The following is a 26417-nucleotide window of genomic DNA, read 5'->3' on the forward strand; positions in this document are numbered from 1 at the left end:
AATTAAATAACTTGGGCTTCTTGAAAATAATCAATGATCAGCGATTTCATAATGAGCTCTTGCTCTAACAATGTATAGTTTGGAATGGGCTTTATCAATTCCCAATGTGGCCAGCCTTCTTCGTCTGTGCCTTTCAATTCATAAAAACCCATCGCGCTGAATAAACGGCAAGTGGCAATATGCATCAATTCTTCTTTCTCACGTTTCGAAAATTTCTGTGGCCCTTTCCCCAATTCCTGTACCCCGATAAGAAACAAGACAACCTTGATATCGGGCATTTCCATATCAAATTGTTCTGCCAAAACTCCTTGGAGTTCTACCCATTTTTTATTGACTTCAGATGCTTTCATTGAGAACAAAGATACTATAATTTTCTATGCAGAAATCAGGCAAGTTCGTGAATAAGTTCTTGACAACGTCGCTCAATCATGCTGTAAACTGGTTCAAATAAATTGGAATCATAATAAGGGTCAGGCACAGCATTATCCAAAAGAAACAATTTGACCTTCCTCTTTTGTTCTTCCGTTTTCGCCAAAGCCAAAACATCGGCATAATTCTGTGAGTCCATGACCAAGATATGGTCGTATTTTTCGAAAAAATCAGCAATAAAAAATTGCGCTTGCTGTTTTGAAATGTCCACGCCATACTTTTTTGCAACAGCAATCGAGCGCCGGTCAGGCGCTTGGCCCACATGCCAATCACCGGTCCCCGCAGAATCGATTTCCCAATTTAAGCCCTTTTCATTTGCCAAATGCTGCAATACGCCATGCGCTAATGGAGAACGGCAGATATTGCCTAAGCAAACCATCAAAATTTTCATGCTTCTTCTTTTAAAATAAAAAATATGGGCTCCAACTTGAAGCCCATATCCTTAAAAACAATTTATTATTCAATTAATACTCAATCGGAACATTGAACTCAAACGTACTTCCTTTTTCTCGTACGCCTTTGATGCTAACAATGTTTCGGTTTGTTTTCGCTAAAGCCGCTTCTACATCATCCACATTATTCACGGCTTGTCCGTTCACTTGCGTTATCACCAATCCTCTTTCTACACCAAAGTATTCGAATATTCCACCGCGATGTACTTGAGAAATAACAACTCCTGAACTAACACCCAACTCTTTTTTGCGAGCATCGGATGCAGGAACAAAACTTGCTCCCAGTTTATTGTAAATCTCTGTTGCGCTTTTCGATGACCCTTCTGCTGAAGCTGATTTTTTCTCTTCTTCCGCTTTCAGGGTTATAGCGATATTCTTTTCTTTGTCATCGCGTTTGTAAGTCAAATTTACTTTGTCTCCAGGACGCAAACGAGCTACGCGTTCTTGCAAATCAGATGAAGAATAGATTGGCCTTCCTTCAATCTTAGTAATCACATCACCAGTTTTCAGACCTGCTGCTTCTGCCGCTCCACCTTTGACGGTTTCTTGAACATATAGACCACTGATGTCAGAAATTCCTTTTTCATCTGCAAAAGCCTTATTGATTTCTGTAAAGGTAACTCCAATGTATCCACGCTTAACCGAACCAAACTCAACGAAATCATCCATGATTTTTTTCATCAGATTTACCGGGATTGCAAAACCATAACCTGCATAGGTTCCGGTCGGAGATGCGATTGCTGAATTGATACCGATTAGTTCACCGCGAGCATTGACTAAAGCACCGCCGCTATTTCCTTTGTTAATTACCGCATCTGTTTGGATAAATGACTCGATAGCTGTATTTACCGGTATTTCTTCAGGCTCGCCATATCCAAATGGATTTTGCTGTTGCCCTCTAGATTCACCTAAAATACCAATCTGACGACCTTTTGCACTTACAATCCCCGCCGTCACGGTCGATTGAAGACTTAATGGATATCCTACTGCTAAAACCCACTCACCGATTTGCACGTCATCCGAATTTCCCAATTTTACGATAGGCAAATCTTTAGCTGTAATTTTCAATAAAGCCAAATCGGTATTTGGGTCTTTACCGATTACTTTCGCCTCGAACGTGCGGTTGTCGGTCAATTGTACTTCAATCTTATCTGCGTCTTCCACGACGTGGTTATTTGTTGCAATATATCCTTCCGGAGAAATAATTACCCCCGAACCAGAGGCTTGCGCTTGACGAGGCTGTGCACGTCGCTGATTTTGCTGTGGCATTCCGAAGAATTCCTCAAACATATCGAATGGAGAACCCGAACCTCCGCGACCTTGTGACGAACGTGCGCTCATCGTGACTTTTATATGTACGACAGCAGGTGAAACCGATGCTGCGGCTTGTGTAAAATCAGGATTTCCCGTAGAAGATAAAATTTCCGCACCTGGATTGTTTGCGTAATAAACTTTTTGTCTTTCTTCGAAAGACATGCTATCCATTTGTTTACTTTCGAAGAATTTATAACCGCCTAAAGCGATAGCTCCTCCTAAGACAGCCGTTAATAATGTACCAGTTATTTTATTCATATTTTTAATTGCTGTTAATTTATATAATTTTGTTAAAAGTATGTATTCAAATGTAGTACCATATCCCTACTGAATGCAAGTTTTGTCAGTTAAAAAATGTTAAGTAAAAGACTTAACTTCGCTATTTAACAAGATTTAACAAAGCGAGCCTTTGTTTGTAACAAGAATATTAAATAAGTTTCAATTTTAAAAGAAAATGAGTGAAAAAATAAATTTTTCAAAATACCAGGGCGCAGGGAATGACTTTATATTAATTGACAATAGAAATGGAAAATTCGAGCGTTCAAACGAGAATTTGGTGAAAAATTTATGCGACAGAAAATTCGGGATTGGTGCAGACGGTTTGATGCTACTTCAAGATAATAAAAATTTTGATTTCGAAATGGTATACTACAATGCAGATGGCCGAGAAGGAAGCATGTGTGGCAATGGCGGGCGTTGCATTGTTGCATTTGCGAAGGACTTAGGCTTAATCGGCGAAGAAACTGTCTTTTTGGCAGTGGACGGAAAACATCATGCATCCATCGAATCCGAAATCGTGAATCTGCAAATGATTGATGTCAATCAAATTGATAGAGATGAACACGCATACGTTATCAATACGGGTTCGCCTCATTATGTGACTTTCGTTAATGATTTGGCAGAATTGGATGTGTATCAAGAAGGGTATTCGATTCGAAACAACGACACCTACGAAGAGCAGGGAATCAATGTCAATTTTGTTGAGAAAGAAGCCAATCATTATTTTGTACGCACGTTCGAGCGCGGTGTCGAAGATGAAACTTTAGCTTGTGGAACGGGTGTGACCGCTGCCGCGATGGCGATTGCTATCGAAGACAATTTAGAAGGAGCTATTGAAATCCCAATCCGTGTGTTGGGAGGAAATCTGAGCGTTTCCTTTCAGAAGGAAGATTCGCAATTCACGAACGTGTTCTTAAAAGGACCGGCGAAATTTGTTTTTAACGGCGAAATTTAATTCGCCAGCTATTTACTTCTACCTTTTGGGCTCTCCCAAATATTAACCGCAGATCAGAAGTATTGATTCTTATCATTTCCGATTCATTAATATTTAACTTATATTAGAAACCTTTTTTAATATAAGTCGCAAAAAATAATTCATGCAACAAATTGACACATCAATGCCTTATGGTTTAGTGTATTCCTTAGGAGAACATCCGTATTTGGGATTTCTTATTGAACCGCATATTGTGCAATTAAATAACAACGGCTCTTATTCGCTATCCTACAAGCGTATTTTTAGCAATACATTGGAAGAATATAAATCGGCGCTTGATGCAACTGATTTGGAATTGATTAAGCTTCTGGATGAAATTGAACAGACACAAGTCATCAAGCGCTATTACAAAAAAGCAATTCGTCCAGCAGATTTTTTCGCCAAGCATTTTGATGCCAAATTAGCAAGTTACATTCGGCCTCGCCTAGAAAACAAAATGATAAAGGTTTTGGACCGCATCGGCAACAAGCCTTTGTTTCTGATGAGCAAAGATGGTTACCCAGCCGAACAGCGCATTAGCATTGCTACGCAACCAACATCCATTCTTTTTCATTTTAGAAGAAATGACGAAGAGACGCGCTATTTTCCAACATTAAAATATGACGGACATCGCATGGAATTTATGTTCAAAAATGCGCAGGTGGTCATCAATGAGCAAGCTTGGCTTTTGTTGGACAATGTGCTCTATCATTTTGATGAAAAATTAGAAGGGAAAAAATTATCTCCATTTCTGAACAAACGATTTATTGCCGTTCCAAGAAATACGGAAAAAAAATACTTTCAAACATTTGTCACTGGGCTTATCGAAAAGCACAATGTGTATGCGGAAGGTTTTGATATCACGACGCACAAAGAAAATGCAATTCCAGTTTTGAATCTTCAATACATTGAAAATGGGGAATCTCAAGTGCAATTGCAGTTTATGTATGGCTCGTATACGTTTTCTGCAGGAACACAAAATAAAGTGACCGTGCGACTGACACATGATGAGGCAGATGATAGTTATATTTTTCATCGCATCAAGCGTTCGCTGACTTGGGAAGGAAATCAAATCACCTACTTGGAAGAGCTGGGCTTAGAGAAAAAAGATAATCTGTTTGGCCACTTCATCCCTAAGAAACGCGAACATGTAAAAAGCATTTTTGAATGGTTAAATCATCATGAAGAAGAACTGAAAAACAATGGGTTTCTTATTACTCAAAGTGATGGCGAGAAAACATTTTTGATTGGCAAAACGAGTTTAGAAATTGAAGTTGAAGAAGGAAATGATTGGTTTGATGTCAAAGCGGTCGCGCGATTTGGACCTTATGAAATTCCTTTTATTTCGTTGCGTCATCATATTCTTAACCAAATTAAAGAATTTGTTCTTCCGAACGGAGAAATAGCCATCATCCCCGAAGAATGGTTTGCCCAATACCAGCATTTATTTCATTTCTCATTAAAGAAAGATTCATTGCAACTGATTAAGGCACATATTGGCTTGTTGCATGAAATCAGCGAACACAATGCGCTAACGATAAGCAGGAAGCTGGAAAAGCTTAGCGATTTTGAATTTATTGAAGACATTCAAACTCCTGTGCATTTCAAAGGCAATTTAAGGCCTTATCAGCAAGCTGGATACAATTGGTTCCATTTCTTGCAACAGTACAAATTTGGTGGCTGTCTTGCTGATGATATGGGTTTGGGAAAGACAGTGCAAACGCTGGCTTTGTTGCAAAAGCAAAAAGAAGATTTGAACGGAACTGACTCCGCTAAAACTTCCCTGCTGATTCTCCCGACTTCGCTGGTGTACAACTGGCAAAAGGAAGCGGAAAAATTCGCGCCAAAACTTCGTGTGTTGCAACATACGGGAAATAATCGTTCAAAAGACCCTTTCGCATTGAGCCATTTCGATGTCGTGATTACGACCTATGGAATTGTCCGTAGCGACGAGGAATTGCTGAGCAAATTCTATTTCAATTACATTATTTTGGACGAAAGCCAGAATATCAAAAATCCGACATCTAAATCATTCAAAGCGATTAAAACGCTGAAGAGCAAACATAAATTAGCGTTGAGCGGTACGCCTATAGAAAATTCAGTAGCAGATATTTGGTCTCAAATGCATTTTACAAACCCTGGATTGTTGGGTGGTTATTCTTTTTTTCAGAAAGAATTCGTGATTCCGATTGAGAAGAAAAAAGATGAAGATAAGGCTCGAAAACTGCAAGCGTTAATCAAGCCATTTGTGTTGCGGAGAACGAAAAACCAAGTTGCTACAGAACTCCCTCCAAAAACAGAACAAACTGTTTTTTGCGAAATGAGCGAAGAACAGGCTGAAATTTACGAAAGCACAAAATCGGAATACAGAAACGCTTTGTTGCAAGGTGCGTTGCAATTGGAAGGTGGCAATAAATCAATTGCCTTATTGCAAGGTTTGACAAAATTGCGCCAGCTGGCGAATCATCCGAAAATGACCGACACAGATTATTCAGATGGCTCAGGAAAATTTGAAGCCGTGCTCGAAATGCTTGAATCCATCTCCTTAGAAGGAAATAAAGTGTTGATTTTTTCGCAATTCGTGAAACACTTAAGTTTATTCAGAACGCACTTTGAGAAAAATAACATCGACTATGCCTATCTTGATGGCGGAACAAAAGACAGAGCGGAAGCAGTAAGGGAATTCAAGGAAAACGAAAACACCAAAGTGTTTTTGATTTCAATTAAAGCAGGTGGTGTTGGACTTAATTTAACGGAAGCTGATTATGTGTTCATTCTTGACCCTTGGTGGAATCCGGCAGTCGAACAGCAAGCGATTGACCGTACGCATCGAATCGGGCAGACACGCAATGTCTTTATTTACAAATTCATCAGTAAAGATACGGTCGAAGAAAAAATCTTGGCTTTGCAGAATAAAAAGAAAAAACTAGCGACATCATTAATCACGACCGAAGAAAGCTTTATCAAATCACTTTCTCAAGACGACATCAAGGAATTGTTAAACTAAAACCTAGTCTCTCCTATCTAGAAAAGTAATCGGTTTTCGGCTCAAGGGATTAAACACAATTTTCTGCAGTTCCTCCAAATCTTTCCATTCAATGCGTGGCGCAACACGTAGCTTCGCACGGAAATGGTCTTTGATATGCTGTAGGAATTCATCCGAACGATTGTTGGAAGCAATGAAAATAACAATTTCGTCCGTTCCTATGTCATTACTCGAAATCTCAATTAAATGCTGTTCGATTTCAGGGAAACCAGCCAGCAAATCATGCATCGCCGGCGGATACAGAGTCGTTCCCTTGTATTTCACCATGTGCTGTTTTCGGCCTTCGACCGCACCAATTCGATAGGTATGACGACCGCAGGCACAAGCGTCTACATGTTTCCGAACAATGTCGCCAGTTTTAAAACGCAATAGGGGAATGCCTTCCAAACCCAAATTGGTAATCACCAGTTCGCCACTTTGGCCGTCGGCGACAGGACGCTCTTCCTCATCCAGTATTTCGGTAATAATCAAATCGGGTTGCACATGCCCGCCTTTTCGAGAGGCACATTCGGTAAACGCTGCGCCCATTTCTGTAGAAGCGTAGGTCGAATACAATTCCAGTGGCCATTTTTCTAAAATGCGTTTGGTTAAAATGGTCTGATTGAAATCGACATCGTTCAACGATTCTCCAATGCACAAAACTTTTTGAACGCTTGAATTTCGGTAATCGATGTTGTTCTTTTCGGCATATTCAATCAGTTTCAATAAAAATGAAGGAACCGCAATCACAAACTTCGGTTTATATTTTAGAATGGAATCCCACTGCATTTCTGGAATTCCTGAACCCACGCGTAGAATCCCAGCGCCAATCTTGCGCAAGCCTAGAAAATATGCCAAACCAGCCATGAATCGTCGGTCAATCGTAGTCATTAGCTGTACAAGATCATCCTTCTGCACGCCAATTTTTTCAAATGAACACATTTCATTGTATGCCAATCGTTCCAAATCTTTGTCTGTCAAACCGAATGTAACCGGCGAACCTAATGTTCCTGATGTCGTGCAATAATCAATAATCTCAGACTTCGGTACACAGAAAAAATCATCATTGTACTGCTGCAAATCATTTTTTGATGTTGTTGGCAGAAATCGTAAATCCTCAATCGTCTTGATCGCTGAAGGATTGATTTCATATTTTTTAAACAATCTTTTGTAGTAGGGAGAATGGATGGCTAGATAAGCAAGCTGGTCTTTCAATAAGGTTTCTTGAAAAGTTTTAATTTCCTGCGCCGATTTGTATTCTATTTCCATCATCTTAAATTATGTCTTCCTTTCAGCTTTGCAAAAAAGCTTAAGCAGACTGCAAATTAAGATTTATTCGTGATTTCTGATTTAATTTTGTCGATTAAATAATCTTTTCCTAAAATTTCCGAGCAAGTAGCGACAGCGCCAATTGTTACGCCCAAAATCCCGTGCATATTGACGCCTTGACCAGTGAGGTACAGATTTTTGATTTTGGTTTTCGGAGAAATAAACGAAAGCAAAGGATTTTGAGCATCCTTCACATGCCCGTAAATATTTCCGCGATGCACGCCGATATAATCTCGGTAAGACAAAGGCGTCGAAGCGTAAGTCGCTTCAATATTCTCTTTCAGGTTCGGAATCCGACTTGCCAATTTATGGATGCAGGCATCGATTTTCTGTTGTTTAAATTGCTGGTAATCATTGCTCCGATTATGTTTTGCCAAAACCGTATTTTTTGTTCCGGCCCATTCTTCCACTTCCTCAAATTTCATATAGGTAAGCAGTGTCAATGATTCGGCGAAGCCCAAATTTTTAGGGTCTTCAGTCATCGAAAGCATGTACATCGGAGGCCATTGCGAAGCAGAATAATCTGTCGCATTCCACACCGATTTTTCATCTTGATGATGAAAAACATTATGCGGAATGTATTCAATGCTACCCGGTTTTAGAATTGCATGCACGCTAAATGATGAAACCGTAACCGGCATTTCCTGAACGCGTGTGTAGTATGATTTTCTGAAATGTTGAGCGCCTATATTTTTTAGCAGTTGTTTTGGGTCGATATTCGAAATAAACATATCGGCTGTATACCGCTGGCCATCTTTGGTTTCGATGGATGTCAGCTGGTCAATCTCCACAACATATTTTTCGACCTCCTGCTGTTTCAGAACAACGGCCTCATGTTTTTTCAGTTCTCTTATCAATGCCTTTGTTAGCTGACTTCCGCCTAGCACACATTTATACGCGCTTTGCAAATAGGCATTGATGGCTAAAGCATGCACATAAAATGGCGTTTGGTTTCCTTTTCCCGCATAGAGAAAATTGGAGCCAATCAACACGGCTTTAAGCTTCTCATTTTTTGTCAAACCATCGAAATATTCTTCTACAGTCAGATGCATCAAATCATCCTGATTTTTATTTTCCTTGGATAAATGATAGAGCGGAAAATTCCGGCAGGTTTTTTCCAAATCCAGCACATATTTTTCCAGCGCTTTTATTTCTTCGGGAAAATATTGGCCTAATTCTTTGACAAAATGCTTTTTCTCTTGTGCGTGGGGATAACTATTCGAATCACTTTCAAATTCAACCACATCAAAAACCAAAGGCATTCGCTTTAATTTCAATGCATTTTGAATGTCTAAATAGCTAAAATATTGATTCAGGATTTGCCCTTCCGCAAGGGATGGTAGGTAATGAACGCCGGTATCAAAAATCTTTTTATTTCTTGAGAAGGTCTGAAGATTTCCGCCAAACTGATTATTTTTTTCCAGCACACAGACTTTAATGCCCTCTTTGGCCATAATCAATGCAGAAACCAGTCCGCCTAGACCGCTTCCAATGACGATTACATCGAATTTCTGAGTATTAGCCTGCATTCAATTCATAGATTTCTATTCCATCTTCTTTTCTTGCCAGAATGAATCCATTTTCGCTAAGAAAATTCAAATCATTTGATGGATTAATAGTAATGATTTTTGAATAGTTTTTAAAATTTATCTGCAACAAATCCTGTTCCGAAAGACTTTTCGAAATCAACAAAACTCCCTGCTCATAAATTGAATCGGGAAAGAAAACCTTCCTCAAATGGGTATAATAAATACTTTGTGCAACTTGACGCCTATCAATGGGTTCGATGAAAGAATAAATTTTCCGATAACCGCTTTGCAGGGAAAGCAGAAAATCCAATTCCCCATAATCATTGCTCAGATGGCTAATGGTTTCATCTTCTTTCAGAAATGAATTAAGCTTAAAATACGTGCGCTTATTCACCTTCAAATGCTGTTTCACCGAAGCAACAATTTCATCATCTTTATACAGATACGCCAAATTCAGTTTCCGGATAAAGTAATCTTCGTCTTCCAATTGGCTTCGCCAATAGGTAAATTGAGTCTTGAAATATTTTGCTATTTGCTTAGTTTTTTCAGTGTATGTATCTCCAAAAGTTGTAGAACCTGCCGGAATGCGTTCACCGATGACTGGTGTCAAATTCCCTTTGAAAATCATAAAATCACCTTTGGGCAACACATCGCCATTGCCATGCAGATAAATCGGAAGAATATCCACCTGCAATTTTTCTGACAAGAAAAAAGCTCCTTTATGGAATCGCTTCACCAAATTATCATAAGAACGCGTTCCTTCAGGGAAAATCACCAAATTATAACCTTGCTTGATTTTCTCTTCCAAATCGCCCAGCCCATCTTCCAAACCCTGGCTCACTGGATAAAATCCCAATGCTTGCACCGCTTTTCCAAAAATAGGCGATTTCCAAACCCAATCATTGACCAAATAAATCGCTTTTGGAACCAACATGCCCATGCTCAAGGTATCCAAAAAGGAACTATGATTCCCAATAACAATTGCCGGCTTTTCAAATGTTTCGCCGTAAGGGTTCAAGGTTTTGTTTGTCGTTAGCGGATGGAAATACAATACCGTTTTCATAAACGAAGCCATCGCTCTTCTAAATCGCAAATCTCGCTTTACCGAATTCATCGGAATTAGCTTTAAGACAATTCTTCCGTAAAAGGAAACCAGCAAGCATCCCAATCCATAATAAAGAAACAATAAAATGGAGAAAACTAAAATGAATATCGTAAATGGAGAACGGCCTTTTTTCGCTCGATTGCTGATGAAAAAACGAAATAAAATCGGATAAAAAACGAACGTAATCAATACGGCAGAAAACACCCCAATTAGTGAAACCGTTGAAATCGAAATCAGCGCTGGGTGCTTCGCAAAAATCAATGCGCCAATCGCCAAAACTGTGGTCAGAACCGCCAGCAAAATTGAGGTCCGATAAGTCTGCAACTCATCTTTTCCGGTCGAATATTGCTTCTGCAAAGCAGTCGTCATAAAAATGCTAAAGTCAACGCCATGGCCAAAAACTAGTGTGCAGACAATCGCGCTAAAAATATTGAACTGAAGACCAAATAAGCCCATCAAACCGGCCGTAACCAAACCTGTCAAACCAATCGGAATCGCGCTCAGCAAAACCAATTCAATCCGTCTGAAAAACAGCCATAAAATAGCTAAGACTGCGATAAACGAATAACTGACCAAGCTATTGAAATCATCGCGCAACTTTCCGAGATACGTCTCGCTTAGCTGTTTCCGGTCGATGGTTAGTATATCTTTCTCACCAGCAAATGCTTCGACAAACGCTGTGCGATTCGATTCATCTAGTTTGACTAGTGTCGAAATGGTATAAAAACCATCTTTTTCGCTGACCATGTTATCGATTCCTAATGTTGGAATGGCTTGCATTTCCGCTAGTGAAGCAGGATTAAAATCAGTTTGCATCAAATCATAAAATGACTGATGCGCATCTGGACTAAAGCCATATTTTGCCGTTTCCCGCTGTAAATTCTGCTTTACTTCAATTTGACGCTCCTCATTCCAATAATTTCTCCAAGTCTGAAAATCTTCCTTCTGCTGTTGTTCCGTTTTAAGAAGTTGCTGAATTCCTGCAAAATCCAAAATTAACCCATCTGATTTTGCACGATTTAGAATAACATTGGCTTTGCCATTATTCAACAGAGCTTCTTCAAATGAATTGCCACTGGCAATCACATAAATGGATTTCGCTTGGCTGTTGGTGATTTTATCCAACCGATTTTCAACCTGCTTTAACGGTTCTGGAATAAAATTCAGGTTTGCCAAATCATTATTGAACGTAACTTTCGAACTTGTAAACACGCTGATTGCAATCAAAATTAAACAGATTGCAATCAAAATTTTGCTTCTTTCGAACGGAAATTTGGCAACTTTGTCAAGCAATGTATTGTAACCCAGATTTTCTTTGGGTTTGTATAAATGTGGAATCAACAGCAAGGTAAAAACTGCTGACGAGAACACACACAGGGAAGCGAAAATACCTAAATCAATCAAGGCTTCAGAATGTACGAACAGCAAACATAGAAAAGCCACAGCAGTAGTTGCCCCAGACATTAATATGGGCTTCGTCAATTCTTTATACAGCGTTTTTACATCTTCATTCTTCTTATAATGCGTCAGCACATGCAAGGCATAATCAATCGTAATCCCAATCAAGACCGCGCCGATACTTATTGAAATAGCGGAAATAACCGGCTTGTACAAATACAGAACGGCAATTGAGAATAGAGAAGCAAAAATGGTCGGAATAAAAACCAATATCGGGACGATTAAGCGACGGTAGAAAACAATCAACAAAATCATCAGCACCGTCATCGAAATCGCGACCGTTGTCAGAATATCATGCTTAATCTGTTTGGCATTCGCGACAGCGACCAATGCAGAACCAAAAGAAGAAATCTGTGCTTTCGAACTGAATTGATGATTTAATGAATCTTGAATTTGATAAAGGTCAGCAACAAATTGTTCGTTATGTTCCGTTTCTGCTCCTTGATAGGTGGGATTAATAAACAAGAGCAAATTAGCTGAATCTTTCGTCGCAACAAAACCATTGTACAGGATATATTCATTGCCCAGGTTAAGCTGTTTCAATTTTTCCAATCCAAAAAAACCAATGCCTAATGGGTCAATTTGAATAAATTCGCTTGAAACAAAGCTTGAAGCGGTTGATAAAGAACGGAAGTTAGACGCAACTTGATTTCGAATGGCCTCAGGCGTGATTTCCAAATCAATTGCCGAATAGTCAGCGGAGTCCAAGAAGATCGGGATATGCTGGTAAATAAAATTATAGGAGTCTGAAATCGTGCTGGCAGAAACCTCTCCTTCGATGGCCTTGATGTATGCCGTGTCAGAAGCAAGCGAATCCACAAAACTTTGCGCTAAAGCAACCGCATCGTCTAATGTTCCTTCAGCTTGTTTACTGATTAAAACAGTGATTTTGTCCGCAAAATTAATTTGCTGAATGGCTTTTGTCGTTAAATCGGCTTGCTCATTTTTAGGAATTAGCTGTGTGATGTCTTCTTCAAACCTAATTTTTGAAGCTAAAAAACCGCAGGTAACTAAGAATAAAATAGATAAGACTATTGCCAGTCCTTTATGACGTTCTACCCATTGATAAATATGGTAAAAAAACAGATGCATTAGTCCGCAGAAATTGTGTTATTGGCTTTCGTTTTAAAAAATGCATAACATCCAAAACCGATTAATAGAGCCATTGACAAGGCCAAAACCAAACTTCCAATAACATATTGAACCAAATGGAGCTGAATCGTTTCAAACGAAATCTGTCTCCAATGAAACGTACTTTCAGCAGGAAGAACCAACCCGCCAACGAGCAATGACGCATAAATAATAAATGGAATCATTGGTGGCAAACTGATGTTCGAAAAAGCAAAAGCCAGCACTTTATTCAAGCGCAGAAAAACGGCCAAGGTAATGACTAATGCCGTTTGAAATCCCCAAACTGGGGCAATCCCCATAAAAACACCAAGCGCAATGGATGTCGCTTTCTTTGCTGGAGAATCTTCCGAACCGAACACATTTTCCTTAACGAACTTATCTAGGCTTTTTTTTTTGAAACTTCTAAAAAAATTCCTTGGCAGAATGTAGAAAAATGTCAGGAAAACTAGGACTGTATTTAGTATGCTAATCCGTGTGAAATCTTTGAACGGACGAAAATGTGAAACCCGCTCATTAGGGTCGTATAAAACTTGAATAGGAACATTTTTCACTTCTACCCCATTCCAGGCAGTGCGAACAATGACTTCAATTTCAAATTCGAACTTCTTTGTGTAAAATTTATTGGGAATGCTTCGCAATGGGTAAGCACGAAAACCGGACTGCGTGTCCGTTAATTTAATTCCGGTCTCAAACCAGAACCAAAAATTAGAAAAACGATTGCCAAAACTGCTTTTCTTGGGGACCGAATCATGTGTCATGTTCCGGCTTCCAATCAACAAAATAGGGTGTTTCGCTTTCTCCAATTCTTCAACGAAAACTGGAATATCGCTTGGATAATGCTGTCCATCGGAATCGATGGTGATGGCGTACCCAAAACCCAATTTCTTTGCTTCAGCAAAACCAGCCCGCAAAGCCATTCCCTTTCCTTGGTTTCTAGCAAAAGAAATAACCTTCAGCCGATTTCCGTAATTTTTAAGAATAGCGCTCGTTGAATCCGTTGAGCCGTCATTGACAACAATCACTGGAGTCTGATAAGGCAAGACATTATCAATTACCCTGTTCAACGTCTTATGATTATTATAAGTAGGAATAATAATCACGACATTCAACCGAGCAAGCGAATCGATGATGTGTTGCGAAATCATTAATTATAAATTCTTTAAATCGTCAGTTGTTAAGGTTTTAGACCGTTTTGCATAAGCGCGAATAACAGCCTTTACGTCCGCAGATTGTTTGGAAAAATTAGCCAGAATCAATTTTTTATCTTCGGTCAAGTTGCTATTGTATTTGACAACTTTCGGTGCATTTTCTTGGATAATCAGACGAATAAGCCTGATTTCTAAATTATTCGGAGCAGATGCTACGGCAGATTCAATAGTTTTCGCACCGCGTGTGAACAATTCCTTTTTCACCTGACGGTTAAGTTCATACTTCGCGCGCAACCCGTAAGCGGCGCCTTTGTAAGCGAGCATCACTGGGTCATTTTTGGAATAATCTTTTAACGATTTATACAATTCGTCAGTATGCGCTTGTGATTCATCTGCTTTCTGAAATGCAGAACGAATGGAAATCAAATCGATATTTGCAAAACTTAAGAAACCGACTAAGAGTATCGAAACAATATTCATTTTTTAATTTTTTAGTTTAAAAGAGCCCGAAAACTTCATTGCTAAAACGTCATCCATGTAGATGTTGTTTTTAACTTTTAGGTTTGACTCATCCGAAGGCTGAATGTCAATTTCCAACCTCAAATTCGGATTGAGCTCAGGATTTATCAAAGCCATAAATTTAATCATATTCACCTGATGCATAAACAATTCTTGTTCCGTTATGCGCTCACAAAGCTCTTTAATCATCTGTATCATGCAAACACCTGGCGTAATGGGATTTCCTGGAAAATGTCCTTTGAAAATCGCATGCAATTTATTCAATTGTATCTCAATGGAATATTTTGTTTCTGCTTCTTGTGTAAACTGATTTACTTGATAAAAATCTTCTAATAACATCTTGAATTTTAAGCTTTGCGCAAATATAAGGTATTAAAATTAGGGTTTTTCAAAATTTATAAATTGTCGTTCTGTTGCTTTAATGAAATCCGAAGAGGAAAACGGCTGTGTAACAAGAATATACTAGACGGATATTGATTATCAGAAGATTCGAAGCTAATTTTAAATCGCTCCTTATGTTTGCCATAATGGGCAATTTCCTTTAAATCGATGCTCGAATACGAATAGAAAGTTCTATTCGCTCCTCTTTCAATTTCATAGATACGCAAATCTTGATTTGAACTAATCACTTCCTTGGTTGAGACATAGGGCTGTGTCATCGTTCGAAACAAACTCGCCACTTCCTTAATGACAATCTTTTTATCCATTGCTGGGATAACAGAATTCAGCACATGGTAATCTTTAAAAATGGAAATATCAATGAGCGTTTGTCCTAAATCAGACAGAAGAGCGAAACGACGCAGGTCTGCATTGAACGTTCGCATAACGAGTGTCCCAGAAAGCTGTTCTTTTCCAATTTCAATGTTTGCACGATAAGAAACTACAGTCCCAGTATCAAGAAACAAACTGTTGACTTCAATTTCTTGGATAGCTTTTCCACCTGTAGTGTTTGGATATTTGCTAGTCGCACAAGCAGAAAAAATTAGGAGGAAAACACTAATTGGCAAAAACCTGTTCATTGATTGTTTGATTCGTTTTTATGTTTTTTAGCACAAAGCGCGTATAATTCTTTGAAGGCTCAAGCAATTTTATCTCAGCAACTTGATTATCCTTCTTATCAAAACTTAAAATAATTTGCTGAATATACTTTTGTGCGTCCTTCGCTTTTGGCGTTACCTGAACAATGTTGAACCCCGTATTTTGAAAATAGGAAATACTGTAGTCTTTCGAAGAGTCCAATTCGCCGGCAATGCCGTTTGCAATCATTTGGCTGATTTTCTCGAACTGCTTATTCTTTCCAACGTCCACCGTATTCTTTTTGCCCTGGTCATTGATAAAAATCTTATTGTTCTTGAAAATCATGGAATAATTCGTCGGAGACGAATACACCCAGCTCATTTTTTCGGGATGTACGACATAGATTTTTCCCGAAGAGATAATTTCTTTATCAACGAATCCTAATTTTTTATATTGAGTAAAATCAGCGGATAATGTTTTAACTTTTACGGCATTGCTGACCACCTTCTTGAAGGGAGCGATTTCTGTTGCAGTCATTGCCCTATCTTGCGCAAAGAGTTGCACGGAAATCAATAGAAAGAAAATACTTAGAATACTCTTAAAACTCATACGCTTGCAAATTTAGCAATTCATCAACAGTCACGCAGGTATATTTTTCTTTTGCTAAATAATCAAGTAATTTTTTCAATGCAAAAATCGACTTTTCTGATGTATCGTGAAGCAAAATCACATCACCTGGTTTCAGCTTTTTGATAATCCGCTGGTAAATGGATTCGCCATGACTTAACACGGTGTCTAACGAACGAATGCTCCAGCCTATCATCAAATCTCCAGAGTCTTTGACTGCCACCGCCACCGAAGGATTAGTCACGCCAAATGGAGGCCTGAAAAAACGTGTTTTTAGCAATAGCGTTTCATAAATTACCGCATCACAGCTATTGATTTCTTGCAAGACTTGTTCGGCATTCAAAAATCCAAATCGATTCGAATGATTCATGGTATGGTTTCCAATGCTATGGCCTTCGGCAAGCAATTGCTTTGCTAGGTTTGGAAACTTTTGAATCTGTTTGCCGATAAGGAAAAAGGTCGCCTTTGCATTGTATGTTCTAAGTAAATCCAAAACTTCCGGGGTAAACTCGCTTGGCCCATCGTCAAATGTAATGGCGACTCTTCTGGATTGTTCATTCTTATTTCGATAATAAGATTTGAGAAAATAGCCCAAACGGATATCGAAAGAAGCGTAGATTAATACCAGAAAAAACAGGACTGTCCAGATTAACAGGTAGGTCGAAGATAATGAGGTAACCAGCGTTAATATGGCTAAAACAAACCAAACGCTCCAAAAAATAGGTTTTATATTATGGTGTTTCCACATGATGCAGTAAAACCAAACTGTGGTCTCGTCCACGGTATTGATTATATACTAAGATAGTTTTTATTTTTGAAGCTTGGATAGTATTCCAAGAAATAATTTGCGGAACTACCTGTTCATCAAGCACCTTGACCGCTGTCGCTAAGCCAAATGCTGAAGCCGTATCGTATTCCCCAGACAGGTGTTTGTAATAAAGCTGAGGAATTTCTGTAAAAGCAGACGCAAATTCTTCGTAATACGAATCAAATTCTACATCTCCATTCACTCCTAAAACTACTGCATCTATGTCTGAAATCGTGCTGTGATTGCGTTCGAGAAATTCATTTGTCCAATCGGAAATTGCGGACTTTTCGACTAGATTTTTAATTTCTACATCAGCTATTTCTGCTTTCGTGTGCGGATTCAAATCGCTTGATAAACCGAAGAAAACTGCCCCTTCCGATGTATTTACCCCTTTTGTCGTTGATTCTTTGATTGTTTCATGGACTTCATCGGGTTTGATGTAATCAATCAACTTCAATAAAGAAACTGTATGGTCAGCGATTTCGTCCATTCCCCCCAATAAAATAGCCGAAGATTCTGCAGACTCCAATTGCAATAATGCATCTAACATAGCGGATTCAAAAGAAACCGCACCATTGACATAGGTAAAATTATAGCCTTTGCAAGCCAATCGCAAAGCGATTTGAGCACCGACAGTATTGTGTGTAGATTGTATAAAATTTGTAGGCGTTAGAAACTGTTCGTCATTTGCCAAAATGGCTTTAAGAAATTTTTCAGAATCCTCCAAACAGCCTAATCCTGTACCGGTGATTACCGCATCGGGTTGAGAGATTTCGGCATTGTCTAAGGCTTGTTGCGAAGCAAAAATGCCCATTTTAATTCCTTTTGACATTCGTCGAATCATTGCAGGCGCAATTAGTTCTTTATATCCTGGCTGTTGAGCTAAAGCAGTATTCGAACAGATTTCTTGCGCTTCATCAAAAATCTCTTTGCGCCAGATTCCTTGCGCCGTTACAGCCCCTATTCCGTTGATATAGACTTTTTGTTTCATGCTTTCGAAAAAATTAAAGTCGAACAATTGCCCCCAAACCCAAAAGAATTCGACAGCACATGGTTCAATTCTTTTGACTTGTTTTCTGTTTGCGGAATCAGGTCAAATTCTGCCATTGGCGTTTTAAAATTCAGGTTCGCAAAAACGACATTTTCTTGCAAAGCAAGAATGCTGTACACCGATTCAATCGCTGCTGCCGCAGCTAATGTGTGTCCGGTAAATGCCTTCGTCGAGCTAAAGTCAGGCGTAGCTTCTCCGAAAACCCGAACCATTGCACGGCCTTCAGATAAGTCATTATTAGGTGTTGCCGTACCATGAACATTGATGTAATCAATTTGGTTAGCAACAAGTCCAGCGACAGACAATGCCTTTTGCATCGCCAAAAATGCGCCTTCTCCTGTCTCAGAAGAGGCAGTCTGATGAAAAGCATCATTTGCATTTCCATAGCCAGCTAAATAAGCCAAAACTTTCTTCTGTTCTTTTTCAACCAATTCATCAGATTCCAAAACCAAATAAGCCGCCGCTTCTCCTAAATTCAATCCCTTGCGTTCATTATCGAATGGCTGGCAATCGGTATCGGATAAAATCATTAAAGTATTGAAACCGTTAATTGTGAACTTGCAAAGCGCATCCGTTCCGCCAACGATTACTCGGTCCAAACGGCCCGATTTAATCAACTTCGCTCCCAACATAATCGCATTGGCCGCAGAAGAACAAGCCGTACTGATTGTCGAAACAAAACCTTTTAACCCAAGATAATCTGCGATTTTTTCTGAAGAATCACCCGCATCATGGCTAGGAATATATTTTTGGATGGACTCATTTTGAAAATATTCGTAAAAATAGTTTTCCGTTTTGTCCATTCCTCCCACACTGGTCGAAGAAATTAATCCTGTACGAAATGCATTAATATCTGATATGCCTGCATTTTCCAGTGCTTGTTGCGCAGCAACTGCACCTAACAGCGCTGTTCGGGTAAAATTATTGAATTCGGGAAGGTTCAGCTGGGCAATAAGTTCGTCGTTTGATTTTTTGATTTCACCGACTTTAATCGCATCGCGGTGAACGGTTTCCACATTTTCAATGCGCGAAATTCCATTCCTTTTTGATACCAACGATTGCAGATTTTCTTCCACCGACAAACCGATGGACGAAACAATTCCCATTCCCGTAATGGCTACGCCTTTGCTCATAGCTTATTTTGTGCGATTAGCAGCGATAAATTCCGCCATGGTATTCACAGATTCAAAAATAGCTTTCCCTTGCTTTGGGTCGCTTAATTTAATGCCATATTCTTTGTCCATCAACACGATTAATTCCAATGCATCAATGGAATCCAATCCCAATCCGTCACCAAACAAAGAATCATCATCCTGAATATCGTCAACTGTAGTATCTTCTAAATTAAGAACTTGAATGATTTTTGCTTTTAATTCTGCTTTTAATTCTTCCATTTTTTATATCCCTATTATATTTAATCTTGTTCAACTTACACAATCGTGTATTATTTTAAATTGTACTTTTCAAAATCCGCAGGCTTCACTTTCACAATCTTACCATCGCGAATTATAACTAATTCACTATTGTTTGCTCTTTTAGATTCTAAAAGTCTTTCAAAAGCCAAAGCAAGTCCTTTGACGATTTTGTCCCTCTCTTCTAGTTGCGATTCAATTGTTATCATAGTAAGCCTTAAATGAATTAAACTTTAAGTCATTTAAAACATTGAAAGAAGAATCTATTCTCTTCTCCGCAATTATCTCATGCTGACCTTCGGAGTTATCAAAAATTATTGCGCCATCAACTAGTGGCATATAAATAGTAAATAAATTTGCAATTCCTTTTATATATCTTCTTTCAATAACACCTTCAGGAATGTTATGTCCACCGTGTAAAACTCTAGATTTCACTCTTTCTTTTGCCAAATTTACTGTTTGAAGCCAAAAGAATAACAGTATGACATTGTAACCTTCCTCTTTGGCTTTTATTATTTTGTTTTTATAACTTTTTGCAGATAATGTAGTTTCAAAAGCAAAGTTTATTCCTTGTGAAATTAAATCATCGATTCTGTTTATCATTATCCTACCTGCTTCTATAGAAACTGATTCTGGCTGAAACGGTGATAATCCTTTAGCTATTTCATCCGCATTGACAAACTCTTTACAATCTAAAATTTCAGGCAAAATTGTAAACGAAGCTGTAGTTTTACCAGCTCCATTGCATCCTGCTAGTATGTAAAGTTTTTTATCATTCACCGAGGTAAATTTACCAATTTGTTTCTATCTAGAACGGACGATTTCTTTCAAAATAAATCTAAACATCATTCCTGTTGCCAACAAGATACAAAACCGATTGGTATTTTTCTTCAAAAAGTTCAACCCAACCGCAAAGCACATAAGTTGCTTTCTTCGATTCGAGCAAATAAGTTGCTTGTGCATAAACGGTGTCTGCATCAAATTCTTCGGAAACTAGAAATATATTTTCTGACTTAAAATCATGGCGAATACTTATCTCTCCCAAACAAATATTGGCCAGCGTGTACACAAAAACTGCTGGGCTCGGATAAAAAGCATCCGCATCCTGAATACTTTCCTGATGACGGACATCCGTATCTAAACTCCCTGATTTATTCGACAAAACCAAAGCTACATCCTGATGGTCGTAGGTCTCGCCCAAAACCAATTCAGCACACAAAATCCCAAGTTTGCTTAAATTATCCATTTTATAAAATTTTGGATAATTGATATTTAGCTCTTTGTAAGATTGCTTTACAAAATCAGCAAAATCAAGTGCATAAACAGAAAAGACCGCCTCATCATTTCGATACAGCGCGTTATTTTCAATTTTCGCCTTTGCAATTATGTTAAACTTGTTTTGCATTTATATTTTCTTCACTAGCATGGCTGAATTGCTTCCGCCAAAACCTGAAGCTGTTTTTAAAATAATTTCTAAATTTTTGTCGCCGGTTTCTTGGATGATATTTATGGATTGTGAAACACCCAGCTCTTCAAATCCTTTGGAAACAATCAGTTTATTTTTTAGCAAGGATTGACAAGAAAGTATCAATTCCAATAAACCTGAAGCACCCAAGGTGTGTCCATAAAAACCCTTCAGACTATTGACGGGCACTTGGGCTAATGAAGCACGATTAAAAGCAATCGCTTCCATTTCGTCATTGAACAGCGTAGCGGTTCCGTGCGCAGAAATAAAATCGATTTGAGAAGAATCTATAGTTGCTTCTTTCAAAGCGCCTAAAATGCTTCTATATAATCCTTCTCCTGTACGTGAGGGACCGGAAATGTGATTGGCATCGCTGATGGACGATTCACCCAAAATTTCAAGACTACTTTTTTTCTTGCTGATGTACATGGCTGCAGTTGCTTCGCCTAGTGTAACGCCTTTTCGATTCAGGTCAAATGGTTTGCAGGGCTCGTCGCTTACCGCTTGAAAGGACTGGAAACCAGACAGCACAAATTCCGAAACCTCATCTCCTGCGAAAATTACAGCATCATCAAATTGACCCATTTGGATTAATCGCTTTGCTAAAGCGACAGCTGATAAACCAGACACACAAGCGTTCGAAACGACTATTGCCTTGCTTTTAAAACCATAAACCTGTGCAATTTTATTCGCAGAGAAAAATAAATAGGCATCATCAGTCAACCCCTCGCTCAAATTTGAAACATTCCCTTTGGTTGTTGACAAAATAAAAGCCGTCCTATCGGTAAGTTCAATCTTCTCAAGCAAAGGCTTTCCCGCCAAATAAAGTAATTTCTCCAATCGAGAGAAATCCGACGGAATAGATTCGTTGCCGAGCTGTTCCGCTAGCTTATAATCATCAATTTTGCTGACATACACCTCATTTATCTTTCCGATTGTATGCCGCGCAATGCCCGATTGATTCAACATCAAAGCATTCCAATTGGAATCCAAGTCAAATCCTATAGGCGTAACTACATTGAAATCGGCAATATAAATGGGCTCGAACATTAGACTAAACCTACTTTCTCTTTCCAGCGCAAGAAAAATTCTGGACTGTTCAACACCAGATTATTATCTTTGTCCAAAAAGACTTGAATGGTTTCCCCTGTACAGATTACCTGCTTTTGTTCGTTGTATATTTTATAGCGAAAAATCATTTTTGCGCTAAGCGTATCGACATAAGTCGTTTCAATCTGCGCTAATTCACCGTAGCGAAGGGGCAATTTATGCTCGCAGGACGATTTGACGATTGGCGTTGTAAATCCTTCGCGCTGCACATCCAAATAGCCGATGCCGTGTTTTCGTCCAAAAGCTTCACGCCCTTCTTCGAAATATGCAATGTAATGGCCATGCCAAACAATTCCTAACGAATCCACCTCGTTAAAACGAGCTTGAAAATCCGTCAAAACTGTCAGCAAAGTCGCTTCATTATATAGTTCTTTTCTTTTTATCATAGAGAATGGCAATCAGGAGCGTTAGCCCGAAAAACAAAAATAGCAAAATAATTTCCGGAGCGATGTCCAGCAATCCGCCTTTGCGAAGCACAATATCATAGAAACCGTTCAATCCCCAATTCATGGGTGACAGAACGGAAAGCTTTTGCATGATGGGTGGCATAATAAATACGGGTACCCACACACCGCCCAAGGCTGCCAAAATAACAACAAAGGTTGCGCCAAAAGGAGCAGATTGTTCTTGTGTAGAACATAAAGTACCGATGACAATACCCAATCCTATGGCCGCTAGCCCAGAGAAAAAAGCCATCAGACTCAACAAAATAAAATTATCGCCTACCACAAATTGAGGCAATCCCAAAACCGGAAACACAAAAACACCGACCAAAAGCATTAAATAAAATTGGATGCCACTGATAATCGAATAGGTAATTGTTTTACTGATTAAAAAGAAGGAATACGGAACGGGATTCGTGATTAAGCGCACCATGGTACCCTGTGATTTCTCTTTCACAATGTTGATGGAAAGCGGAACGATAATAAAAAATATGGCGAATAAAGCCCATGCTGGCACATTATGCTGCACGGCATTTGGAATAATCTCTTTGCCTTCTTCTTGCGGAGCAATATCTTTAAAACGGATAAAATTCTGCTTTGAAAAAACTTCGCCCGATTCAACACCCAGTTCTTTCTGGAAGGTAGCGTAAATCTGTTTGTTTTCTACCGTCGCAATTAGTTTGTCGATGGTGTTCTTAATAGCCGATTTAAAAGCTCCCTGAGTTGCTGGGTCAAAATATAAGTTGATTTCCTTCGGTTCAATTGGGGTAAGCGCTGGAATGATAGAATCCTGAGAGTAATCAAACTCGACTAGGATTTTATCCACATTTTGTTTGATGTGCTCCGCCAAATCAGTGCTCAAATCCTGTGGCAACACGACAGCCAGCTGATAATCTCCTCGAGAAACGGCTTCTTTTGCCATGTTCTCATCAAGGGCTTTGTTGTCCAAAGTCTCAACAAGTTCGAAAACATCAATCGAATCAATTTCGTTCCGAACCGTCTTGGAAATTTCTCCTTTGTCGTTATCGACAAACAAAATCTTCACCCGCGTTCCAGTAATCGAATCGTAGGACGTTTTCTGAACCATCGTAATCGTGATGAGCAAAATAATGGGCATCACAAACAAAATGACTATACCGCCCACATCTCTGAAAAGCAATAAAAATTCCTTTCGGATGGACATCATTAATTTATACCACATGCTCACCTTTATTCATGACGTCAATAAATACATCTTCTAAATTCCGGGCATCATCAACTGAAGCAATCAAATCTGATGGCGTCCCTTGTTTTACCAATTTTCCCGACTCGATAAAAGCAATTCGCGTACACAATTCTTGTGCTTCCACCATGTGATGCGAAGTATAAATTAAGGTTGTGCCTTGTTGGTTCAACTCTTTTAAATAAGTAATGATGGTGTTTTTGGATTTTACATCCACACCCACTGTTGGCTCATCCAAAAACAAAACTTTCGGATTGTGCAACGTCCCTGCCAATAGATTCACGCGCCTTTTCATTCCTCCTGAAAATGTCTCGACTTGCTTTTTAGCAAAACGTCCCAAATCCATCCGTTCCAAAGATTCATCAACCAAACGGTACAGATAATCTCCTCGAAGTCCGTTCATGCTCCCAAAATACACCAGATTTTCGCGGGCGGTTAATGTTGGATACAAGGCATATTCCTGAGAAACAACTCCAATTGACTTTTTTAAATCCATCGGAGATTCTGAATAATTGAATCCATTAATCGTAAAACTTCCCGAAGTAGGCTGGATTAACCCACATAACAGAGAAATTAATGTCGTTTTACCAGCGCCATTTGGCCCAAGCAAACCGAACACTTCCTTTTCATGGACGTCTAAATTGATATCTTCAACAGAATAAAAATCTGCATGGCGATACCTTTTGTACAATTTTTCGATATGAATAATAGGAGAACTCAATCTATATTGCTTTTTTCAATTTTTTAAAAAAATCCTCTTCTAAATCAGCTAAGTGTAACAAATCGTTGGATAAAGAGCTATACACATCTTCTTCGTTACTGCGTTGCTTATACACACGTGACGCTTTCACCGCAAAGTCACGCCACAAGTCGCCAATTTTTGTCATTTCTTCTGAAAGTGAAACTAATTGAGGATTGTTGATTTTTTTCCCTGCTTCCTGCAAAAAGGCAGAATAGATATAGCGAAATCCGCCACCGCCAGTTCCAATCTCTTCTTGCATGCGCACCATTTGTGCCAAGTAATAATTTGCTTTTTTGACGCCATATTTCGTCGGCCATTTTGCAATAGCTCGCGCAACCATACGAATTCCTTTAACGCCAATAATTGGCACAGGAGCCAGCATGTTGCTACATACTTTTTGAATTCCTTTGCGAATGGCTGTTTCCCAATCAATTTTCTCTGGAATATAAATCGGGTAGTAAATATGTCCTTTTGGCGCTAAAAATCCTTTTGCAAAACGAACTTTCTCCAACTCAGCATCCGTCATTTTGTGGATGGTTTCCATCGTTGGGTCGCTAACTAAATATTGGCCATCTTCTTTTCCATACACCACTAGATTATGGGCGTTGAAATGAAAACGATAGTCGTCAGGAAAATAAGGCAAATGATATACGCCGACCTGAAGGCCTGCAGGATTATTATTTTTTAAATTTTCATCCAAAACAGCTTTTGCTTTTTCTGGAGTAGAAAATTTTTGTCTTTTGATTTTGATTCCTAAACGTTTTGCCAAGCCATTGAAAATCCATCCTGGCATCGGTCTGTAACTGATTCCTGGCGCATGATTGACTTTGATAAATGGCAAATACACATAGAATAGTCCGGCACCGATACCGAAAACCATCGGTTCACTGATATCAAGGCCTTTATTTTTTAAAAGATTAGATGCAACGCCATTTTCGCAATGGGCTGTGATGTGATGTTTAAATTCTTGTTGCATTAATCTCCTTTATAATTCTTTAGTTCTTCTAACGAAATTTCAAACGCTTCCGCATATTTTGACAAGGTTTTATCGCTTAATTTTTGAAATCTGCTTGGATTAGCATGAAGTTTCACACGCCATTTCCAAATTCCTGAATAATCAGCAACAATCTGCCAATCCATTCGCTTCAACTCCATAAAATAAACAATTGGACTCGCCAATCCGTTTTTCACATCTTGCTGGGCCTGATTTATTCGTTCTTCCAACTCACTTAACGTATGGTTCTGCACGATTTGCTTAGGTTCCCAACCTGTGCTCAATTCAGTTGTGTATTCTCCATTTTCATCCAATGCGTAATACAATTCACGAGAGCCTTTTTCAGACACACTGCCTTTATCTTGCGGGACTTCAGATTTTTTCATTTCGATTCTCCTGTAAAAATAAATTGATTGTTCCTTCTGCTATCACTTCATTGTCAACAACTACGTTGACCAACATCGTGCTCAATGTGTAATCATCGCCATAAAACTTGTTTTCCAATACCGATTCCGTACGCATCAGCTTTCCGACTTCAGGCAGATGATTGATTGTAAGACTCTTGATGGCGGAAATAAAGCCAATCGGCCTTGAAGAATCAGTCTGCTTATTTTCGAAATAAGTCTGTCCCATAATGGACGAACAAGTCTGTGCCATATGTTCAATCAAACCTGCTTCTTGAAGCTGATTATTTTGTACAAAAACACATTCCTCTTCAATCTTAAATACACAGACAACTCGCTCGGCGGAAATCTCCACAATCGCATCGACCATCAACATGGGTTTGCGGTGAGGCAGATAAGGTTCTATTTCAATCAAGTTATCTAGTTCCATG

At 38.9% G+C, this 26417-nt stretch carries 27 protein-coding genes; 2 read left to right on the forward strand and 25 right to left on the reverse strand.

What is annotated here, in order from left to right; genetic code table 11:
• Positions 1 to 2: 2 nt before the first annotated feature.
• From C4F49_RS01360 to C4F49_RS01370, 3 genes are all read right to left on the reverse strand, one after another.
• Complete coding sequence (locus C4F49_RS01360) at positions 3 to 350, reverse strand: hypothetical protein (RefSeq protein ID WP_196934028.1); 348 nt, start codon at positions 348 to 350, stop codon at positions 3 to 5.
• Positions 351 to 385: 35 nt separating this feature from the next.
• The gene (locus C4F49_RS01365; RefSeq protein WP_196934029.1) at positions 386 to 820 is read right to left on the reverse strand and encodes a low molecular weight protein-tyrosine-phosphatase; all 435 of its coding nucleotides are present in this window, start codon (positions 818 to 820) and stop codon (positions 386 to 388) included.
• A gap of 73 nt (positions 821 to 893) precedes the next feature.
• On the reverse strand, positions 894 to 2453 hold the full coding sequence (locus C4F49_RS01370; RefSeq protein ID WP_196934030.1) for a Do family serine endopeptidase: 1560 nt from the start codon (positions 2451 to 2453) through the stop codon (positions 894 to 896).
• Between the two features lie 196 nt (positions 2454 to 2649).
• Between C4F49_RS01370 and dapF the strand changes: the two genes are divergently transcribed.
• Entirely contained in the window at positions 2650 to 3429 is a 780-nt protein-coding gene (gene dapF, locus C4F49_RS01375) for a diaminopimelate epimerase (protein WP_196934031.1), read from the forward strand.
• Between the two features lie 142 nt (positions 3430 to 3571).
• Positions 3572 to 6454 carry a DEAD/DEAH box helicase gene (locus C4F49_RS01380; protein ID WP_196934032.1) on the forward strand — a complete coding sequence of 961 codons (2883 nt, stop codon included), beginning with the start codon at positions 3572 to 3574 and terminating at the stop codon, positions 6452 to 6454.
• Between the two features lie 3 nt (positions 6455 to 6457).
• Here C4F49_RS01380 and flxY read toward each other — a convergent pair whose 3' ends face one another.
• From flxY to C4F49_RS01490, 22 genes are read right to left on the reverse strand one after another with little or no spacing between them, the layout of a single operon-like run.
• Positions 6458 to 7741: a flexirubin biosynthesis putative acyl-CoA ligase FlxY gene (gene flxY / locus C4F49_RS01385; RefSeq protein ID WP_196934033.1), complete on the reverse strand. Its 1284-nt coding sequence runs from the start codon at positions 7739 to 7741 to the stop codon at positions 6458 to 6460.
• Between the two features lie 56 nt (positions 7742 to 7797).
• On the reverse strand, positions 7798 to 9330 hold the full coding sequence (locus C4F49_RS01390; RefSeq protein WP_196934034.1) for a phytoene desaturase family protein: 1533 nt from the start codon (positions 9328 to 9330) through the stop codon (positions 7798 to 7800).
• Complete coding sequence (locus tag C4F49_RS01395; protein WP_196934035.1) at positions 9320 to 12985, reverse strand: 1-acyl-sn-glycerol-3-phosphate acyltransferase; 3666 nt, start codon at positions 12983 to 12985, stop codon at positions 9320 to 9322. The genes C4F49_RS01390 and C4F49_RS01395 overlap by 11 nt, the downstream gene beginning before the upstream one ends.
• Positions 12985 to 14169, reverse strand: coding sequence for a DUF2062 domain-containing protein (locus C4F49_RS01400; RefSeq protein WP_196934036.1), 1185 nt, complete (start codon positions 14167 to 14169; stop codon positions 12985 to 12987). Before C4F49_RS01400 ends, C4F49_RS01395 begins: the two co-directional genes overlap by 1 nt.
• Before the next feature lie 3 nt (positions 14170 to 14172).
• Positions 14173 to 14652 (reverse strand): hypothetical protein, encoded by a 480-nt coding sequence (locus C4F49_RS01405; RefSeq protein WP_196934037.1) that lies wholly within the window; start codon positions 14650 to 14652, stop codon positions 14173 to 14175.
• A gap of 3 nt (positions 14653 to 14655) precedes the next feature.
• A complete protein-coding gene (locus tag C4F49_RS01410; RefSeq protein WP_196934038.1) occupies positions 14656 to 15030 on the reverse strand; it encodes an ApeI family dehydratase in 375 nt (124 codons plus the stop codon).
• Positions 15031 to 15086: 56 nt separating this feature from the next.
• Positions 15087 to 15710: a flexirubin biosynthesis protein LolB2 gene (gene lolB2, locus C4F49_RS01415; protein WP_196934039.1), complete on the reverse strand. Its 624-nt coding sequence runs from the start codon at positions 15708 to 15710 to the stop codon at positions 15087 to 15089.
• Complete coding sequence (gene lolA2 / locus C4F49_RS01420) at positions 15688 to 16317, reverse strand: flexirubin biosynthesis/transport protein LolA2 (RefSeq protein ID WP_196934040.1); 630 nt, start codon at positions 16315 to 16317, stop codon at positions 15688 to 15690. The genes lolB2 and lolA2 overlap by 23 nt, the downstream gene beginning before the upstream one ends.
• Positions 16307 to 17116, reverse strand: a complete 810-nt coding sequence (locus C4F49_RS01425) for a polysaccharide deacetylase family protein (RefSeq protein ID WP_196934041.1) — start codon at positions 17114 to 17116, stop codon at positions 16307 to 16309. The genes lolA2 and C4F49_RS01425 overlap by 11 nt, the downstream gene beginning before the upstream one ends.
• Positions 17067 to 18134 (reverse strand): beta-ketoacyl synthase chain length factor, encoded by a 1068-nt coding sequence (locus tag C4F49_RS01430; protein WP_196934042.1) that lies wholly within the window; start codon positions 18132 to 18134, stop codon positions 17067 to 17069. The genes C4F49_RS01425 and C4F49_RS01430 overlap by 50 nt, the downstream gene beginning before the upstream one ends.
• Complete coding sequence (locus tag C4F49_RS01435) at positions 18131 to 19327, reverse strand: beta-ketoacyl-[acyl-carrier-protein] synthase family protein (protein WP_196934043.1); 1197 nt, start codon at positions 19325 to 19327, stop codon at positions 18131 to 18133. The genes C4F49_RS01430 and C4F49_RS01435 overlap by 4 nt, the downstream gene beginning before the upstream one ends.
• Positions 19328 to 19330: 3 nt before the next feature.
• Complete coding sequence (locus C4F49_RS01440; protein WP_196934044.1) at positions 19331 to 19588, reverse strand: phosphopantetheine-binding protein; 258 nt, start codon at positions 19586 to 19588, stop codon at positions 19331 to 19333.
• A 50-nt stretch (positions 19589 to 19638) separates the two neighbouring features.
• The gene (locus C4F49_RS01445; RefSeq protein WP_196934045.1) at positions 19639 to 19815 is read right to left on the reverse strand and encodes a hypothetical protein; all 177 of its coding nucleotides are present in this window, start codon (positions 19813 to 19815) and stop codon (positions 19639 to 19641) included.
• Complete coding sequence (locus C4F49_RS01450; protein ID WP_231388171.1) at positions 19802 to 20386, reverse strand: zeta toxin family protein; 585 nt, start codon at positions 20384 to 20386, stop codon at positions 19802 to 19804. The genes C4F49_RS01445 and C4F49_RS01450 overlap by 14 nt, the downstream gene beginning before the upstream one ends.
• 58 nt (positions 20387 to 20444) lie before the next feature.
• Positions 20445 to 21011: a hypothetical protein gene (locus C4F49_RS01455; protein WP_196934046.1), complete on the reverse strand. Its 567-nt coding sequence runs from the start codon at positions 21009 to 21011 to the stop codon at positions 20445 to 20447.
• Positions 21012 to 22121 (reverse strand): beta-ketoacyl synthase N-terminal-like domain-containing protein, encoded by a 1110-nt coding sequence (locus C4F49_RS01460; protein WP_196934047.1) that lies wholly within the window; start codon positions 22119 to 22121, stop codon positions 21012 to 21014.
• Positions 22121 to 22567 (reverse strand): acyl-CoA thioesterase, encoded by a 447-nt coding sequence (locus C4F49_RS01465; protein WP_196934048.1) that lies wholly within the window; start codon positions 22565 to 22567, stop codon positions 22121 to 22123. Before C4F49_RS01465 ends, C4F49_RS01460 begins: the two co-directional genes overlap by 1 nt.
• Positions 22542 to 23825: an ABC transporter permease gene (locus tag C4F49_RS01470; RefSeq protein ID WP_196934049.1), complete on the reverse strand. Its 1284-nt coding sequence runs from the start codon at positions 23823 to 23825 to the stop codon at positions 22542 to 22544. Before C4F49_RS01470 ends, C4F49_RS01465 begins: the two co-directional genes overlap by 26 nt.
• Entirely contained in the window at positions 23815 to 24567 is a 753-nt protein-coding gene (locus C4F49_RS01475; protein ID WP_196934050.1) for an ABC transporter ATP-binding protein, read from the reverse strand. The genes C4F49_RS01470 and C4F49_RS01475 overlap by 11 nt, the downstream gene beginning before the upstream one ends.
• 1 nt (position 24568) lies before the next feature.
• Positions 24569 to 25564, reverse strand: coding sequence for a BtrH-related acyltransferase DarH (gene darH, locus C4F49_RS01480; RefSeq protein ID WP_196934051.1), 996 nt, complete (start codon positions 25562 to 25564; stop codon positions 24569 to 24571).
• A complete protein-coding gene (gene DarG / locus C4F49_RS01485) occupies positions 25564 to 25968 on the reverse strand; it encodes a flexirubin biosynthesis protein DarG (protein WP_196934052.1) in 405 nt (134 codons plus the stop codon). The genes darH and DarG overlap by 1 nt, the downstream gene beginning before the upstream one ends.
• Positions 25955 to 26416: a hotdog family protein gene (locus C4F49_RS01490; protein WP_196934053.1), complete on the reverse strand. Its 462-nt coding sequence runs from the start codon at positions 26414 to 26416 to the stop codon at positions 25955 to 25957. The genes DarG and C4F49_RS01490 overlap by 14 nt, the downstream gene beginning before the upstream one ends.
• Position 26417: the final 1 nt, after the last annotated feature.

This window comes from Sphingobacterium hungaricum (assembly GCF_015210005.1).
GTDB classification, from domain to species: domain Bacteria; phylum Bacteroidota; class Bacteroidia; order Sphingobacteriales; family Sphingobacteriaceae; genus Sphingobacterium; species Sphingobacterium hungaricum.